15 protein-coding genes are annotated in these 17,951 nt (G+C 38.6%); 6 read left to right on the top strand and 9 right to left on the bottom strand.

The genetic code is table 11. The features are described from left to right. Positions 1-6: 6 nt before the first annotated feature. Genes IGI64_RS00790 through ruvA form a run of 3 tightly spaced genes read right to left on the bottom strand, consistent with a single transcriptional unit; the run spans position 7 to position 2,207 of the window. On the bottom strand, positions 7-573 hold the full coding sequence (locus IGI64_RS00790; RefSeq protein ID WP_016623761.1) for a TetR/AcrR family transcriptional regulator: 567 nt from the start codon (positions 571-573) through the stop codon (positions 7-9). Between the two features lie 16 nt (positions 574-589). Continuing rightward, complete coding sequence (gene ruvB / locus IGI64_RS00785; RefSeq protein ID WP_016623762.1) at positions 590-1,594, bottom strand: Holliday junction branch migration DNA helicase RuvB; 1,005 nt, start codon at positions 1,592-1,594, stop codon at positions 590-592. Between the two features lie 10 nt (positions 1,595-1,604). Continuing rightward, positions 1,605-2,207 carry a Holliday junction branch migration protein RuvA gene (gene ruvA / locus IGI64_RS00780; RefSeq protein ID WP_429939168.1) on the bottom strand — a complete coding sequence of 201 codons (603 nt, stop codon included), beginning with the start codon at positions 2,205-2,207 and terminating at the stop codon, positions 1,605-1,607. A gap of 209 nt (positions 2,208-2,416) precedes the next feature. Between ruvA and IGI64_RS00775 the strand changes: the two genes are divergently transcribed. The 4 genes from IGI64_RS00775 (at position 2,417) to IGI64_RS00760 (ending at position 5,602) form a co-directional block, all read left to right on the top strand. Next, positions 2,417-3,283 (top strand): hypothetical protein, encoded by an 867-nt coding sequence (locus IGI64_RS00775; RefSeq protein WP_429939167.1) that lies wholly within the window; start codon positions 2,417-2,419, stop codon positions 3,281-3,283. 199 nt (positions 3,284-3,482) lie between these two features. Further along, positions 3,483-4,865 (top strand): Y-family DNA polymerase, encoded by a 1,383-nt coding sequence (locus IGI64_RS00770; protein ID WP_429939166.1) that lies wholly within the window; start codon positions 3,483-3,485, stop codon positions 4,863-4,865. After that, the gene (locus tag IGI64_RS00765; RefSeq protein WP_429939165.1) at positions 4,837-5,370 is read left to right on the top strand and encodes a hypothetical protein; all 534 of its coding nucleotides are present in this window, start codon (positions 4,837-4,839) and stop codon (positions 5,368-5,370) included. Before IGI64_RS00770 ends, IGI64_RS00765 begins: the two co-directional genes overlap by 29 nt. Further along, positions 5,345-5,602 carry a hypothetical protein gene (locus IGI64_RS00760; RefSeq protein ID WP_429939164.1) on the top strand — a complete coding sequence of 86 codons (258 nt, stop codon included), beginning with the start codon at positions 5,345-5,347 and terminating at the stop codon, positions 5,600-5,602. The genes IGI64_RS00765 and IGI64_RS00760 overlap by 26 nt, the downstream gene beginning before the upstream one ends. A gap of 506 nt (positions 5,603-6,108) precedes the next feature. On the opposite strand, the gene IGI64_RS00755 is transcribed toward IGI64_RS00760, so the two are convergent. Further along, positions 6,109-8,763 carry a cation-translocating P-type ATPase gene (locus IGI64_RS00755; protein WP_429939163.1) on the bottom strand — a complete coding sequence of 885 codons (2,655 nt, stop codon included), beginning with the start codon at positions 8,761-8,763 and terminating at the stop codon, positions 6,109-6,111. A gap of 385 nt (positions 8,764-9,148) precedes the next feature. On the opposite strand from IGI64_RS00755, the gene IGI64_RS00750 reads away from it, so the two are divergent. Continuing rightward, positions 9,149-9,745 (top strand): hypothetical protein, encoded by a 597-nt coding sequence (locus tag IGI64_RS00750; RefSeq protein WP_429939162.1) that lies wholly within the window; start codon positions 9,149-9,151, stop codon positions 9,743-9,745. 232 nt (positions 9,746-9,977) lie between these two features. On the opposite strand, the gene IGI64_RS00745 is transcribed toward IGI64_RS00750, so the two are convergent. From IGI64_RS00745 to treR, 3 genes are all read right to left on the bottom strand, one after another. Beyond that, positions 9,978-10,952, bottom strand: a complete 975-nt coding sequence (locus IGI64_RS00745) for a hypothetical protein (RefSeq protein WP_429939161.1) — start codon at positions 10,950-10,952, stop codon at positions 9,978-9,980. Positions 10,953-11,187: 235 nt separating this feature from the next. Beyond that, positions 11,188-11,625, bottom strand: a complete 438-nt coding sequence (msrB, locus tag IGI64_RS00740; protein ID WP_429939160.1) for a peptide-methionine (R)-S-oxide reductase MsrB — start codon at positions 11,623-11,625, stop codon at positions 11,188-11,190. 313 nt (positions 11,626-11,938) lie between these two features. Continuing rightward, positions 11,939-12,652: a trehalose operon repressor gene (gene treR, locus IGI64_RS00735; protein WP_429939159.1), complete on the bottom strand. Its 714-nt coding sequence runs from the start codon at positions 12,650-12,652 to the stop codon at positions 11,939-11,941. A gap of 358 nt (positions 12,653-13,010) precedes the next feature. On the opposite strand from treR, the gene treP reads away from it, so the two are divergent. Further along, positions 13,011-14,990, top strand: coding sequence for a PTS system trehalose-specific EIIBC component (gene treP / locus IGI64_RS00730; RefSeq protein ID WP_016623782.1), 1,980 nt, complete (start codon positions 13,011-13,013; stop codon positions 14,988-14,990). Between the two features lie 57 nt (positions 14,991-15,047). On the opposite strand, the gene IGI64_RS00725 is transcribed toward treP, so the two are convergent. Continuing rightward, positions 15,048-15,602 (bottom strand): Maf family protein, encoded by a 555-nt coding sequence (locus IGI64_RS00725; protein WP_429939158.1) that lies wholly within the window; start codon positions 15,600-15,602, stop codon positions 15,048-15,050. A 251-nt stretch (positions 15,603-15,853) separates the two neighbouring features. Further along, a complete protein-coding gene (mutL, locus tag IGI64_RS00720; RefSeq protein ID WP_429939157.1) occupies positions 15,854-17,932 on the bottom strand; it encodes a DNA mismatch repair endonuclease MutL in 2,079 nt (692 codons plus the stop codon). Positions 17,933-17,951 lie beyond the last annotated feature (19 nt).

Genomic DNA, 17,951 nt, shown 5'->3' with positions numbered 1-17,951 from the left:
TCCTCCTTATTCTTCTTTTTCATATAAACGATACGAGTACAATTCTGTATCCTTTGCTAAGCGAAACAGCTGCATCGCGATTTCCATCGGCGTTTCTTTGTATCCTTCAGAAATCCAATGAATCAGTACCCCGCTGCATCCATAAGAGAAAAAACGGGCATAAAACAATTTATCTGTTTTGGATAATTGCTTTTCTTCATCCATTTGCTCAAAAAGTTTGATAAATGATAACTGGATCACTTTTGTAAATTCATTTTGCAGGATTTCTTGATCCGCTTCTACCGTATTTTGATAAAATTCTTTATTGGCTGCGATGGATTTCAGCATTTTCAGTGCCTGTTCCTCCCAGTTATCTAAAGAAATCAGCTGACTGTCAAGAAAACGCAAAGCATCCTCTTGATAAATCCAGCGCAACAGGTCATATTTATCCGAAAAATGGTAATAAAATGTCTGACGATTGACTTCTGCTTTTTGCGCAATCTGCTGAACGCTGATTTTATGAAAAGACTGCTGTCTGCATAAGTCGATCAAAGACTCTTTTAGAAGGTACTTTGTTCGATTTCCCTCACTCATTTTCTTCCCTCACTTATTACATCGTTTGATATTCATAGCCAAAGTGTTCATAAGCATAGGCGGTCGCGATTCTTCCACGCGGTGTCCGCTTCAAAAAGCCTTTTTGGATAAGGAATGGTTCATACATGTCCTCGACGGTCTCTCTTTCTTCACCGATATTGACTGACAATGTACTTAAACCTACTGGACCGCCGCCGTAAAGTTCGATCATCGTCTTCAATAGTTTCTGATCGACATAATCCAGACCTGCATGATCAACTTGCAGAAGCGTCAGTGCTTGATCGGCAATCGCTTCGTCAATCACCCCATTTGCCTGAACCTGGGCAAAATCACGGACACGTTTCAATAAGCGGTTAGCAATCCTTGGCGTACCTCTGGATCGGCGTGCAATCTCTATCGCCCCTGACTCAATGATTTCCGTCTGAAAAATATCTGCTGAACGGATCACGATTTCTTCCAAATCTGTCTCGCTGTAATATTCCATATGAGAAATAATACCAAAACGATCTCTCAACGGTGCAGAAAGCATACCAGCTCTGGTCGTCGCTCCAATCAGTGTAAAAGGAGGCAATGGGAAATGAACAGGGTGTGCTGCAGGGCCTTGGCCTACCATGATATCGACATAAAAGTCTTCCATTGCAGAATAAAGCATCTCTTCTGCTACTCGAGGGAGTCGGTGGATCTCATCGATAAACAAGACATCTCCTGCTTCAAGTTCATTCAAAATCGCCACAAGATCGCCAGGCCGTTCGATTGCCGGTCCGCTGGTCGTACGTATATTTACGTTCATCTCATTGGAAATAACCATCGCCATTGTGGTTTTACCTAATCCAGGCGGTCCATAAAGCAAGACGTGATCAAGTGGTTCTTCGCGGCTTTTTGCTGCTTCGATATAAATCTGCAGTTCTTTTTTGACTTTGTCTTGTCCGATATATTGCGTCAAAAATTGCGGACGGAGGGACTTTTCCAAACTACGTTCATTATCACCGGATTCCGGAGATAAAAGATATTCATCTGTCATGCCGTACCTCCTATTTTTTCATCATTAATTTCAATGCTTGACGCAGATATTCATCTGTTGTCAAATTGTCCAATTCTTTCAACTGTTTCTCAGCTCGTTTGATTTCTTTGTCACTGTAGCCTAATGCTTTCAAGGCTTCCATTGCTTCTGAAAGTGCTACAGTATCTTCGGCCTCCGCATGATCAAACAAGTTCACTGGCAGAGCTCCCCCTAGTTCGCCAAGCTTGCCTTTCAAATCTAAAATCATCTGCTGCGCTGTTTTCTTTCCGACTCCAGGGAATTTCGTCAAATAAGTGACGTCTCCTGTTTCCATCGCTTGGATCAATCCAGCATGGTCATCGCTCGCCATGATTGCCAGCGCGCTTTTAGGTCCGATACCGGAAACACTGACTAGTTTCAAGAAAAGCTGTTTCTCTTCAAGAGTGCCAAATCCATAGAGCGAATGGGTATCTTCTCGAATTACTTGATGCAGATAAATCATGATTTCTTGGTTTAATTTACTGCTGTAACGGTACGGATTTCCTAAAGCAATCTGATAGCCGATTCCTTGATTTTCAACGACAATATAATAAGGATTGATAAAAGTAACGATCCCTTTAAGATACTCATACATTTCTTTTCCTCTTTCTTTTCCACACATACGTTCCCTTTATTTTATCACAAGTGAGATGGTTGTGAAAGAGCAGTTTCTTTTCTGGATACGATTCTGAACTAATAAAAATAGCGTTCTCTTAACGAACTTTCATCTTTTCTTCCACGTATTTTTGGTATAATCAGAAAAACTTATTTCAAGATATGTTATCTATAAAGGAGGAGAAGAAAATGCGTCATACGAAAGGAATCATTTTAGGAGCGGCAGCGCTATTCCTAGCTGGAGCAGCTTATACTGTTCTAACAATACACAAAGAAAAAGAAGAAGCATCACGCCCATCTACATATACATACACGAAAAAAAGCGAAACTGAAGAAAAGAACAGCGAGATAACTGTTACACCTGTATCTGTCGATAACGAAATCACGACAAAACAAGAAGCTGTTTACCGCATGATCAACGCCATTGACTACTATCACAGTATCGATGTTCAATTTACTTATGTAGTAAAAACAGGCGAATCAGCTAAGTCCATTCATCTTTCTGCGGTAAACATGCCAGATAACCACTTAACGCAAATCGAGACAAATACCGATGAATCAGGTCAAGATATCGTACTTTACGAAAACGGATCGATCTATTCAGAAAAGTACAGTCAAATAAACCATAACCCTAGTCAAATGCATCAATCTAAATCAGCGAGTGACCCGGAAAACAGTCAGGCTATGACTTTAGCGGAAAGTGTCACTGTTGAAGCAGATGGCACAAAATCCTATAACGCACGGCAAGATTTAAATCATTTCACCACTGCAAAAATCGTAGCTTTGCCGTCTGAACTTGCACTTAGAATTTTAGAAGATTCCTCACTTTATGAACTGACCGGCACTGAACTGATTTGCGGACGTAACACCATTGTTATAGAAGGTACTTTTTCTGGTGACAATCAGACAATCTATCAAGGCGACCATTTCAAATTGAATGTGGATGCTAAAACAGGTGTGTTATTAGGTATGAGCGTGACTCAAAATGAACAAGAAAAAGAGTATGTCAAAGTGGAATCTGTGGCATTTGATCAAGTACCGGCTGCATTTCAATAAAAAAACCAACCAGCTATTCAAGGTATGAGAAATAGCTGGCTGTTTTTTTTCGTTAGTTCTTTTTTTATAAAAATCATAGAATCCAGCTGCTCGATACCTTAAAAAAATCAATCCATTATTTTTTTCTTTGGACTTCCTTTTGTTTTTATTGACACGAAACGCGAACATATGTTCTAATTGGTATGTCGAGGTGAATGTTATGTTAGAAAATCAAAATCCTATCTTTGATTATCATAAAGAACCTAGCAGGGACATCCTATGTATTGACTGCAAGTCTTTTTATGCTTCAGTAGAATGCGTGGAACGCGGCTTGAACCCTTTGAAAGCTAAATTAGTCGTTATGTCCTATCCATCAGATAATTCAAATGAACGCGGCAGCGGCCTGATTTTAGCTTCAAGCCCTGCAGCAAAAAAAGCGTACGGTATCTCCAATATCAGCCGCGCACGTGATCTTCCTTTCCCCTACCCGCCTGATCTTGTGATTGCACCGCCAAGAATGGCTTATTATATGCAAAAAAACATGGAGATCAACAACATCTATAGAAAATACGCAGATGAAGCAAATCACCATGTGTATTCTGTAGATGAGAGTTTTCTTGATGTAACAGAAGGCTTGAACCTTTTTAATGTAAAAACAGCATATGAATTGGCTAAATTAGTGCAAACGGACGTTTATAGACAAACAGGAATCTATACAACGATCGGGATCGGCGATAATCCTTTACTTGCGAAGCTGGCCTTAGATAATGCTGCAAAACATTCACCCGATATGAAAGCAGAATGGCGCTACGAAAATGTCCCAGAAACCGTTTGGAAGATCCCGACAATCACAGATTTTTGGGGAATCGGAAGACGAACAGCCAAACGCCTGCAGCATTTGGGTATTTTTTCTGTCTATGATCTAGCACATTCAGATTACTATAAGCTAAAAGAAGAAATGGGCATTCTAGGAACCCAATTATATGCACATTCTTGGGGCATCGACCGCTCTTTCTTAGGTCAAAAATACAAACCGAAATCAAAGAGTATCGGCAACAGCCAAATATTGAATCGAGATTACTATAAAAAAGAGGAAATTGAAGTCGTTATTAAGGAAATGGCCGATCAAGTCGCTACTCGTTTGCGGCGGTCTGGTGCAAAGACTTCTATCATCAGCCTTTGGATTGGTTTCTCGATTGGCTACGTCGATCAAGAAGGCAAATCGAACTTCCATCAGCAAATGAAAGTTGATCCGACAAACCAGAGTAAAGAAATCGCTCATCATCTTTTGCGCATTTTCCATGAAAAATACACAGATCAAGTAGTCCGAAATATTGCCGTCAATTGTTCTGATTTAGTTTATGGACATTCACTGCAGCTGAATCTTTTTGATGATCCTGAACAACAAGTTTCCGAAGCAAAAGTCGACTATATCGTTGATACAATCCGAGAAAAGTATGGCTTCAAGTCGATCATCCACGCACATAGTTTATTGAAAGGCGGCCGAGCAATCGCACGATCGGAACTTGTCGGCGGACACGCTGGCGGCATGAGCGGAATCGAAGGTGGACAAGATGAGAAGAACAAAAAAAATCTTCACTGACTATAACGAATATCATGACCGTCCTTTTGGTTTGAAATGGGGAACGGCTTTTGCAATGGCTGAACTTGTTCAAGGAATCGAAAAAAATGAAACTTCTGCATTAAGAGAACCTATACTTAAACCACAAATGGACTTAGAGGAAATCGATCAGCTATTAGTTCAAGCTTTCTTGCATCAACAGAAAGTCGTGATCCAACTGAATTTACAAGATGCGTTTGGCCGAATCCAACCAGAAATCGAAGGAACATTTACAGGTGAAGCTTATGAGGATTATTTTCTTATTGATGGACAGTTTATCTTTTGGGAAGATGTCCGGCATATCGAATTAATAAAAACAAAAAAATGGTATGAACTAGATTTTGAACGAATAAAAAAACAGCAACAGAGGAACCAACCTGTGCAACTTAAGAAAGACAACGAATTGACACCGGTCAAAAATGAATTTTATCAAGAATTTATCGACGAAAGTAGTGAAATAAATGAAAACTATCGACAAACACTTTGAGACGGTAATCGTTACTTCCATGATTGCTAAACAAGAAGTAATCATCCAATGCCTAGATGGTAAAATCGTGAAAGGATTTGTACAACCTTCTATCGATTTGGATGGTTTTTTCATTGACGATCACTATGTAAACTGGGAAACAATCAGTAGTATCGAATTGACAGACCGCTACTTTGAATTTTGGAAAGAAATCTTGCCAGATGGTACAGCACTATATTCGAATACTAATTAATTGATCATTCACTCCACTAATTTCTGCCAGTTTTATATAATTATTGATATAGCCATCTATTATGTATACAATGAAAACACAGAAATGACAGTTATGCGCTTTCATTGCATGCTGCTATTTACTATAAAAAAAGAAAAAATCTTATCAATAACAGGCAGCTCAGGAGGAACAACATTTGTCAAAAACAACAAAAAACATAATCATACTAACATCAGGAATTGCCGTCTATTTATTTACTATTTTCGTTTATGGATATGTAAGTTTATTTGCGGCACCTTTATTTAAGCTTTATGCTTCCGATTCTTCATTCATTAGAGGTTTTGCTGATTTCATGACACTGCTATTATTTACTCCAGCTTTGAGAATACTTACTGTTATTCTATGTTTGATTTTTTTGTTCATCGTCAACAAAAAGAAAAGAAAGTAACACGTTATCATAATCTTCAAATGAAAAAGTCCTCCAAACATAGGAGGACTTTTTCATTTGATAAAAATCTAACCCAGAACTACTTCAGTTGGAAAAGTTTTTTTAGTCCTGTTACAAGAATCGTAGTAACAGCAGCAGCCAAAAGAATGATTCCCCATGTTCCAGCTTGCAATGGTACTGTGTTCAACAGATTATTCATAAACGGAAGATAGACAGCAGCAAATTGCAGTGTTAAAGAAATAGCAAATGCACCAAGAAGCACTTTATTTTTCAATAACGATTTGTCAAAGCCAAATCCTTTATTTTTTCGCACATTGAAAATATGCATCAGCTGCGCAATGGCCATGAACGTAAATGTTGCTGTTTGTGCATAAACAAGTTCATGATTCGTGTATGTTAAAAAGGTAAAGAAGCTAAAAGATGCTAAACCAATAATAACACCGCTCAAGATGATTCGGCCTAAAAAACGTTTATTGACTAAACTGTCTTCATCAGAACGAGGCGGCCGCTTCATCAAGTCGCTTTCCGCTGATTCAAATGCCAATGCCATAGCTGGAGCAATGTCAATCACTAGATTCAGATATAAGATATACAATGGTTGGATCGGCATTGGAAGCAAGAAAACCACACTTAAGAAAATAGTCACGATCTCGACCATGTTGCAAGAGAAGAGGAAAGTTACATATTTTTTGATGTTATCAAAAATAATACGTCCTTCTTTTATTGCATCCACAATCGTTTGGAAACGGTCATCCGTCAAGATCATATCTGAGGACTCTTTGGCTACTTCCGTTCCTCGAATCCCCATAGCGATACCGATGTTTGAGCCATTTAGTGCCGGTGCATCGTTCACCCCATCACCTGTCATTGAAACAATAGCGCCAGATTTTCGTAATGCTTCAACTAACTGTAATTTATTTTCGGGAGAAACACGGGCAAAAACACCGATTTTTTTGATTTTTTCTTCAAAGTCTTCACTTTTGACTGCTTCATCGATTTCTTTTCCAGTCATTGTGTTGTCATAGTCCGCTAAGCCGATTTCTTTTGCAATCATCGACGCTGTTTTCGGATGATCGCCAGTAATCATTTTGACACTTATCCCCGCTTCTTGCGCAACACGTACAGCTTCTTTGACATCTGCACGAGGCGGATCAATAATACCGACAAATCCTTGGATTTCCAAGCCGTCAAGATTTTCAGCGAGTTCCGATTCGGAAAGTCCGCCTTGATAGTTTTCGATACGGGCAACTGCTATAACACGTCGGCCTTCTGAAGCAAGTTGCTGGTTGTATTCTTCTAGCTGTTTTTTTGTCTGGTCATCTGCACTCGCGAGTTCCAATAAGACATCTGGCGCACCTTTTACAAGCAGCAGTCTTGTTTCATTTTCATAAACGGTGATCATGAACTTGTTATCAGAGTCAAAAGGCAGCTCACCGATCTTTTCCCAACCTTTTTCAACAAGAGAATCCCGAGAAACAGCCATTTTTTCCCCTAAAACAACAAATGCTCCATCTGTCGGATCGCCGAGAATCTCATATTGATCCTCTGTCTTCTTTAAAACAGCAGACGTACATAACGCTCCATTTCGAATCATTTCATACAGCTGTTTGTTCTCGTTAGGATCTATTTCTTTTTTATTTTGAAAAAATTCTCCTTTTGGTTCATAGCCTTTTCCGCTGACAGTAAAAGATTCGCCATCTGCTAAAAGAATATCTGCAACAGCCATTTGATTTTCGGTCAAGGTTCCTGTTTTATCACTAGCAATCACAGTGGTTGCGCCTAATGTCTCTACAGCAGACAACGTTTTAACTAAAGCCTTATGCTCTGCCATGATACGCATGCCGCGGGAAAGCGTGATAGTAGAAACAGCAGGCATTGCTTCTGGAATAGCCGCAACAGCTAGAATAATCGAAATGTGAAGCATCTCTGTTAATGGTTCTTGTGTCAACAGACCAGCAATCAAAACAGCGACAGCAGCAAATAATGCAGCAAAAATAACAGCTTTACCTAATTTGTCCAGCTCGATATCCAAAGGTGTTTTTTTCTTTTTGTCATCTGTCAGCATGGCACTGATTTTCCCTACTTCAGTCTTCATTCCTGTTTGCGTAACGATAGCAGTCGCACTTCCGCGAGTCACTGCTGTTCCAGCAAAAACGACATTCCTTCGATCGCCTAAAGGTACTTCTTCCTGATAAGAAGCATCTGCCTGTTTTTCTACAGCTTCAGATTCACCAGTCAATGCAGATTCAATACAAGCAAAATTACGACTTTCCAATAATCTGGCATCAGCTGCGATCGAATCGCCTTCCTCCAACAATAAAATATCCCCAGGCACTACAGAACCCGAATCTATTTGAGACACTTCTCCGTCACGTAAGACTTTGGCAGTGGTATAAATCATTTCTTGTAATGAATCAATTGACTTTTGGGCGCGCAATTCGGTGAAAAAGCCAGTAAAAACGGCTAAAAATACTGCAATCAGTACCGCTACACCTTCTACAACCTCGCCTGTGAAAAATGAAAGCAGCGCAGCAGCTAACAAAAGGTACACAATAAGATTATTGATGTTATGCCAAAGAAGCTCCCAAACTGAACGTGATTCTTGCTGCTGGATCGTATTTTCGCCATATTTTTTCAAACGTTCTTCTGCACTTTGATTACTTAAACCGTGATTCTGATCAATATCAAAATGTTGTAATGTTTCCTTGATCGTTTTCTGGTAAAATTTTTCCATATATTCTCCTCCTTGATGATTGTGGTTCGGCAGCATGTTTTTTTAAGTTCAGGGAAAATGAAGATAAGGGAAAAAATCGAACGGAAGAAGCCTATTTTGAGGTCGTTTTTTATACATTTATCCAGTTCTAAGATAAATTTTTCAAACAACACATGTTACTTTTAACTTAACATTGATCAAAAGTCAGGTAAATTTATATGCCTGTTTTTCTTGGTTCTGCTTTTTAAAAATAAGTTTTTATGTATGTGTAAAATAACATTTTTTATTTTAAAAATCCTATTATTAATGAGAATAATAGACTATTTTTTACTGAATTTTCAGCATTTTCTCCCTGTTTGACTGTTATAATCAACAAAAATAATTTCAATAGGAGGAGAATACTGCCATGCTCATGACCATTGCCAAATTTGGAATCAAAACCATTGATACGTTCGCTTATTATGGTTTGTTTCTTTTCTTGTTTTATTTTGCCTTCAAATATTTCAAAGAATTTGCGGATATATTTACTAAAATCAACAAACGACTCCAGATTGCATTTCCTGGATTAACTAAACAAGAGAAAAAGCAGCGAAAAAAAGCGGCGAACCACTTTTTAACACAAGAAGCCCCCATTCTTGCTCGAAAGAAAAAATATTCGCTTTTATTGATCATCCTTTTTCTACCCGTCTTTGGCATAGGTGTCTTTTATTATTTTCCTATAAGTGATACTTCATTGAATGCACTTCCTTACTTTGGATTTGCGTTTATTCTTCTAGGAATTGCTCTCGTTCTTCAAGAAAAAAACAGAATAGAGGAGTCAATAATATGGCAGCGATACTTGCTTGACCATCCTCAAAATCAATTAAAAGTACTTTTTCTTCCAAAAGAACTCTCCGCTGCCTTTCTTCAAAATATACGCAAACGAATGATTCTTACATTTATAACTGGCATATTTTTTTTAATCCACCCTCTTTTGTTAAAATTAGGCTTATTGTTTGTATAACTAACAATCTATTCAAACACCTTTTGCTGCTGCAAATGGCGAAGCGAGCCGTTTGGAAATAGAAAATGCTGAAAATCCTGAAGCTGTTGAAGCAATAAAGACGGCTTTGGAAAAAGTATTAAATGATCAATAGACAAAAAAGAGAGCATCCAATCCAATTGGATGCTCTCTTCTGCTATTCTCTAAACATGTCTTTCCTTACTCTTAGATAAAAGTGTACGAAAATATAGAATTATTTTTCAATAAACATCACGATATGACTATGCTTTTCAGTGTTAGAAACCTGATAACCGGCAAATAGATCATTGATCATTTCAGTCATCTCTTGTTTATCTTTTGCTCGGAATTGGAAGCCGATTTTTTTCCCGACTGCTTCTTGTTTCTCATTTTTATTTGCAAATGGCAAGATGACTGTAGCATTACCTTCAAATGAATCCGTCAGCTCACGAATGCCAAGGTATAGTTTCTGCAACTCTGCATCAGATAAAAATTCTGCAAAACCATTGCAAGAAATAATCAGATTATCGTATTTTTTCAAAGTAGATCGATAGCTTTTATCAGAAAGAAAGTCAAAAGCAGAGATATTTTCCCTTACAATGTTATGGTTCTCTCCAAACATTTCTTCTGCCAGCTTTTGGTTATTTTCAAGCCATTTCGTGTCGATATCGACATTTATACTTGCATAAGAATTTGACCATTGCGTATTTTGAGTCAATTCGCTCATTCTATGCATCAAGCGCTCGATTTCAAGACTGTCAAACCCTCCACCGCTACCGATATCAAGAAACAAAAAGGATTCGTTTGCTTTTATATAAGCTTCTACTTTTTCTCTGATTGCTCTTTTGATTTGCTCTCGCCGCCATACTAAAGGAGGCACACCGATGTTAAGCATTTTTTCGTCAATTTTCCGTCCTAAAAGTCCACTTTGCGGTTCATTTAATAACGCATAGAATGTCACTTCTTCTGTACCGGGACGGCGCGACATGATATTGGCAAAATGGCTCATTTTTGTTAGTACTTTCCCTAAAGGAGTTAGTTGATAAGGCGGTTCTGGTAAATCTTTTGTTTGAAAACTGCTTAAAAATAAAGATTGATTGCCGTAAACATAATAAAAAGATCGATCCTTGATTGCTAGATAATCCCAAACTGTTGGTTCTTGTTGGGTTTGGTTCCATGCTTCGTCTAAAGATGTATATGTTTTATCCATTTGATTCATGCTCCTCTGCTGTAAATCTTTTACTATGTAATGTTGTGTATTTAGAATAAAAGTTATTCGTTTTTTTATTTTATCAATAACTCTTACATAAATAATTTTACACTTGTATTATTTGTTTTACTACTGTTATTTTTAAAATCAATATTCTTATAGCAACATTATATAAAAGAACATACAAATAAAACAGAGATCGAAGACTTTCTTCTTCGATCTCTGTTTTTACAAACTATTCTACATATTTCTTGAACTCTTCATACCCGGCTTTGTCCATTTCTTCATAAGGAATAAATTTCAAAGCAGCTGAATTGATACAGTAACGCAAGCCGCCTTTGTCTGCCGGACCATCTGAAAATACATGACCTAAATGCGAATCTGCTTCTGTGCTGCGTACTTCTACGCGGTGCATTCCGTAAGAAAAATCCGCTTTTTCTTTGATGTCTTTTCGCTCGATTGGTTTGCTGAAAGAAGGCCAGCCGCAACCAGCGTCGTATTTTTCTGCGGAACTGAATAATGGTTCGCCGCTGACTACGTCTACATAGATCCCTTTTTCATAAAAATCATCATATTTACCAGTGAAAGCAGGTTCTGTCGCGTTTTCTTGAGTCACCGCATATTCCATATCTGAAAGTTTTTGTTTCAATTCTTCTTTATTTGGTTGATTCATCTTGACCACACCCCTTTTCCTTTATACTAAGCAAATGAAGGGCAGAGGAGAAGTAATCTGCTCAAAAGAGGTTGTGAGCAAAGCGTTATGACTTGAGTATTAAGACTCTTCATCTTAGCAAAATAGCTTTCTATATTTTGTTGAGATGAAGCTTAATACCGAAAGTCAGCTGAGTGAACACCGTTTAAGAAGAGGTTGTGAATGAACCGTTCAGTTCCGAGCACCAAGTAGGTACTGTTCGACATCGAATCACTTCATTCTTCGTGTTTCACAGCAATAAGACTCTTTTCTCACAAAAGTCAGTAGTCAAAAATCAAACTTTTCTTCTTCTCGCAAATTCAACAAATCGAAACTTATCTAAACGATGGATAGATTCTGTATATTCAAAACAGCGCGTATCTTCTAAATGGACCAAACCTCTAACTGCCACTATATAAGGGTCTTTATTCAAATCCATATATTGCGCAGCTTTTTCAGGAACAGGCTCAACGGTGATCTCTTTTTGCGCATAAGCGATCGTTAAATTCAGCTGGTCCTCAAAATAGGCATAGATCGAACGCTCAGCTTGTTCTTTTGTTAATGTAGGAACCACTTCTTTTAAAAGATAATCAGTATCTAAAATAACTGCTTCGCCATTTATTTTCCGTTGGCGAACTAAATGCCAGATAGGTGTTCCCTCTTTCCAACCGGTGATTTTTTCTAATTCTTTGTCTACAGTTGTTTCTTCTAAAACTTTCACAACAGTTTCACTAGGAATATGTTGTGTATCCTGCAATTCTTTATAACTTGTTAAACCAGAAAATGGAAAATCAAAACGGTTTCTGTCTAAAACAATTGATCCTTTTCCTTGTTTTTTCTGGATATAGCCTGCATTCGTCAATAGATTCAATGCTTTTCTAATTGTTTCCCGTGAAACATTATAAATTTTGATCAATTGGTTTTCGCTAGGCAGCAGCGTATGAGGAGGATACTCTTTTTCTAAGATTTTTTGCTCTAAGTCTAAAAATATTTCATTGAACTTATTCATTTATTCTCTCCCTCACTGTTTGCCTTTGATATTTTTGTGCATGCCTTCACTATACTATAGGCGTTTTCTCTTTTCAAGAAACATGAAATCGTTTTTAACTGCTTATTCTGAAGAATATTTCTGTTATAAAAATATTGATAGCCAAATACCCAACTATTAGAGATAATAACACTTGAAAAGAAAAAGAATAAAAATTCGCTTTTTTTGAAAAATGAGTGCTCACCTTCTTTGTGACATGTTTTCTTAACTCAAAATAGCAAATGTTATATAAATAAAACGCTTGCATTTGTCGTTATAAGCAGTTATGATAAGAGAAGAAGATAACTTGTATATATAAGTTAGAGAAAGGGGAATATTTATGGGTAAGTATCGGGAGGATGCTGAGAGGCTGTTGAAGGAGGTTGGCGGCAAAGAGAATATTGCTGCTGTCAGTCATTGTGCGACACGTGTTCGATTTGTTTTGAACGATCCAAAAAAGGCAAATGAAGAAGCGATTGAAGATATCCCTTCTGTTAAAGGAATGTTTACAAACGCGGGACAATTCCAAGTCATCATCGGAAATGACGTTGCCACATTCTTCAATGATTTTTCAGCTGTTTCTGGAATTGAAGGCGTATCCAAAGACCAGAGCAAGTCAGCGGCGAAGCAAAATCTGAATCCAATCCAGCGTATGATCGCTGTACTGGCAGAGATTTTCACACCTTTGATCCCAGCGATTATTGTTGGTGGATTGATTTTAGGATTTCGAAATGTTTTAGAAGGCATCGAGTTTGAAAGTTTAGGCGGAACGATTGTTGAACACTCGCAATTTTGGAATGGTGTCAATGGGTTCTTATGGCTGCCGGGCGAAGCGATTTTCCACTTCCTTCCTGTAGGGATCACATGGAGTATTGCTAAAAAAATGGGAACAACGCAAATCTTGGGTATCGTACTTGGTATCACATTAGTTTCACCGCAATTATTAAATGCTTACGGCGTTGCAACCACTGCTGCTGCTGATATTCCTTTCTGGGATTTCGGTTTTGCACAAGTAGATATGATTGGTTATCAAGCACAGGTTATTCCTGCAATGTTGGCTGGATTCATGTTAGCTTATCTGGAAATCTTTTTCCGAAAAGTTATCCCGCAATCCATTTCGATGATTTTTGTTCCATTATTCTCTTTGGTACCCACAGTATTAGCGGCTCACGTCGTTTTAGGACCAATCGGCTGGGCAATCGGAAGTTGGATTTCTTCAATCGTAAATGCAGGTTTGACTTCATCTGTGAATTGGTTGTTTAGCGCGATTTTCGGATTCTTGTATGCACCTTTTGTTATTACCGGATTGCACCATATGACCAATGCTATCGATATGCAGCTGATTGCTGACTTCGGTTCAACAAATCTATGGCCGATGATCGCCTTGTCAAATATCGCTCAAGGTTCTGCTGTATTAGCAATCATCTACTTGCACCGCGGAAATAAAAAAGAAGAACAAATCTCTATCCCAGCGATGATTTCTTGTTATTTGGGAGTTACGGAACCTGCAATGTTTGGGATCAACTTGAAATATGTCTACCCGTTTGTAGCTGCAATGGTCGGCTCTGGTTTAGCAGGAATGTTCGCTACTTTGATGGGCGTTCGCGCTAATGCGATCGGTGTTGGCGGACTACCAGGAATCTTGGCTATCCAAGCACAATCTTGGGTACCTTTCATCATTGCGATGGTGATTGCTGTCATCATTCCATTTGGTTTAACAGTGGTTTTCAGACGTCAAGGCATCTTGAATAAAATCGACCCTGTAAACAATACGGGCGTCCAAGAACCAACTCTTGCAATGGCTGATGCAGGAACAGGCTCTTCTGTTTCTTCCTTTACATCTAGCCCAGTTGAGACACCAGCAAAAACTGAAACTTTATTCGCTGCTGCAGAAGGTACATTGAAAGAGATCACTGAAGTTAACGATCCAGTATTTTCACAAAAAATGATGGGTGACGGTTATAGTGTCTTGCCGACTGATGGGAATGTTTACGCACCAGTCAATGGTAAGGTAACGAATGTATTTGAAACAAAACATGCAATCAGTATTTTGTCAGAAACAGGTATGGAAATCTTGGTCCACATGGGATTAGATACTGTTGAATTAAAAGGCGAACCATTCACTGTTTATGTTAACGAAGGCGACATGGTCACACCAGAGACTTTACTAGCAAAAATGGATCTTGCGAAAGTGGAATCAGCTGGCAAAGAAACAGAAATCGTAGTAGTTGTTACAAATATGAACCAAATCTCTGGACTTTCACTTACTAAAAAAGGAACTGTCCAATCTCATGAAGCTGTCGGTGAAGCAACAGTTTGAGACTGTTATTCAAAATAAAACAAAAAGAAATCGCGATATTCGTCGCGATTTCTTTTTTTAGTTAAAATGTTTTAAGGCTTGATTTACAGCACCGACAGGAAAACCAACGATACTGTAGTAATCCCCTTCGATTTTTTTCACAAAAATACCTGCTGGGCCTTGGATACCATAAGCACCTGCTTTGTCTTGATAATCATCAGTAGACAAATATTGGCTGATATCGTCATTTGACAATGGATAAAACGTCACTGCGGCTTGAGATAACACTTTTTCCATGTGTTTACCTTTTTGCAAAACTACAGAAGTATACACAAGATGTTCTTTCCCGCTAAGCAGCTGAAGCATTTCTTCCGCCTCTTGCGCATCTGCGGGTTTGCCCAAAATCGTTTGCCCGATTGCTACTGTTGTATCACTAGCAATCACTAACTGATCTGGATGACTTGCTGCGATGACAGCAGCTTTTTCTTCTGCCATGCGTGCTACATATTCAAGAGGATCTTCATTTTCCTTTGGCGTTTCGTCAATATCTGCTGGTCGAACTTCGAATGCAGGAACGAGCCAAGCAAGCAGCTCTTTTCTTCTTGGAGATTGTGAAGCTAAAATCACGTCCATCGTTGTTCCTCCTTAGTATGCAGTGAGTGTTTTAAGCAAATAAATAGTGACTAATGAAAAGCAGAGAATTGGTGCTAGAGGTTAAAAAACTTTTTCGTAACCTCAAGTCAAACCGCTTTGCTCACGACCTCTATCCACGGTGTTCATGAACCAGCTCCTTCGGCATTAATTCAAAATTTCGCAAAATATGAGAAGCTATTTTACGAAATTCTTCTTTAATGCTTGGAGCTGAACGGTTCATTCACAACCTCTTAATGCGGATCTTGGATTCTCTTAAACATCCGCTCCATATCCGAATTTGTAAAATGGATCAGGACTGGTCGGCCATGCGGACAATTAAATGGATTCTCACAACGTGCCAAATCATCCAGCAAAACTCTTGCCTGTGCTTCATTCAGATAATGATTTGCTTTGATCGAACGTTTGCAGCTCATCATGATTGCTGTTGCTTCCCGGAATTTTTTTACACTGACGCTGCCAGTTGTCAGCAACATATCGATCATTTCACGAATAATCGCTTCTTCTTCACCGCTAGGATACCACGTTGGATGTGCGCGTACAATAAAACTGTTTTGACCAAATTCTTCTAAATGGATGCCAGCCTCCACCAATAAATCCATTTTTTCTTTTAACTTCAGCGCATCGCTATTGGGATAATCCAAAACGAAAGGAACCAGTAATTCTTGAAGATCATTGGAGACTTCGCCGATTTTTTCTCTGAAATATTCATATTTGATTCTTTCTTGGGCAGCGTGCTGGTCAATGATGTATAAGCCTTCTTTACTTTGCGCAAACAAATATGTCCCATGCATTTGTCCAAAATATTCCAATCGAGGGAATCGCTGAGTCGGTTTTTCTTCTTCTAATTTCCGAATCGTTTGATCTAATTCCCGTTCTTTTACGGTACTCAAATCAAATTCAGGATGCAAAGCGATTTCTTGTTCAAAAAAGATTTCAGTCTCATCTTCAGCTTTTTTATCCACAGTGGATAAGTTTTCCAAATTGTTTTTATCCACATTTTTTTCGACAAAGTTTTCCTCATAAACGTCGGAGTTATCCACTTTTTCCACATTATCCGTTGAATGAAGCGGATAACTTTGCGAAGTTCCCACTGTTTTCTCTTTGTTTTCCACAAAGTTATCAACAGTGTTTTCTTCTGGTTGTGGATTTTCTTCTTTGACAAAAAATGTCCCTGTTTTTTGATCAAAATTCAAGCTTGCTGGTTTTTTTGGCTTCTCTTCTTCAAAAGCATATGAAAGATCGATTTCTATCTGTTCACTTTTTGGCTGATTCTCGACTTTCTTTTTAAACCGCAGATTGTCCGCTGCACTTGGTATCAAATTTTCTTCACTTAATGCTTTCTGGATAGCATCTTCAATCAATGTCATCAATTCTTTTTCTTTGGATAATCGGACTTCTTGTTTCGTTGGATGGACGTTCACATCTACTAGCAGCGGATCCATTTTTATTTCCAAAACAGCGATTGGAAAGCGCCCGATCATTAGTTTGGAACCATAGCCTGCCACAATTGCTTTGTTAAGAGAAAAGTTCTTGATATAACGGCCGTTGATAATCGTAGAAAGATAATTCCGGCTCGCTCTTGTTACTTCAGGAAGTGACACATAACCAAGTAATTCAAAGTCCAGATCTTTTGCTTCGATTTTCAGCATTTTCTTGGCAGTAGATAATCCATAGATGCCAGCTACTGTTTGTTTTAAATCGCCGTTTCCTGCTGTTGTCAGCATTTTGTTTCCATCATGGACCAAACGAAAAGCAACCGTTGGATGGCTCAAAGCCAGGCGATTCACGATATCGCCAATGTTCGCTAGTTCTGTTTGCAGCGTTTTGACATATTTCAAACGTGCTGGTGTGTTGAAAAATAGATTTTTTACGGTGATTTTTGTTCCTTGGCGCAAAGGTGCTGGGCGATGTTCAAGAACTTCGCCCCCTTTTAATGCCAAATAAGTGCCTTCTTTTTCTTCTTGATTCGCTGTTTCAACAGTCATTTCTGAAACAGAAGCGATACTTGGCAGCGCCTCTCCTCGAAAACCAAGTGTTCGAATACGGAACAAATCATCTCGATTATGGATTTTGCTGGTGGCGTGGCGCTTGAACGCATTTTCGACATCATCCGTATAGATTCCTTCACCATTATCGATGACTTGGATCGTTTTCAGTCCGGCTTCTTCTACTAAAATATCGATTTGAGTACTTTTTGCGTCAATGGCATTTTCGACCAGTTCTTTTACGACAGAGGCAGGGCGTTCAACAACTTCCCCTGCAGCAATCTGGTTAGCCAGACGTTCAGAAAGTTCTTGGATCTTAGCCATTATTCACGCCTTCTTTCGT

Source organism: Enterococcus sp. DIV0210g (assembly GCF_050559705.1).
Lineage (GTDB): Bacteria > Bacillota > Bacilli > Lactobacillales > Enterococcaceae > Enterococcus_B > Enterococcus_B faecalis_A.
This window is presented reverse-complemented; position numbering and strand designations above follow the sequence as displayed.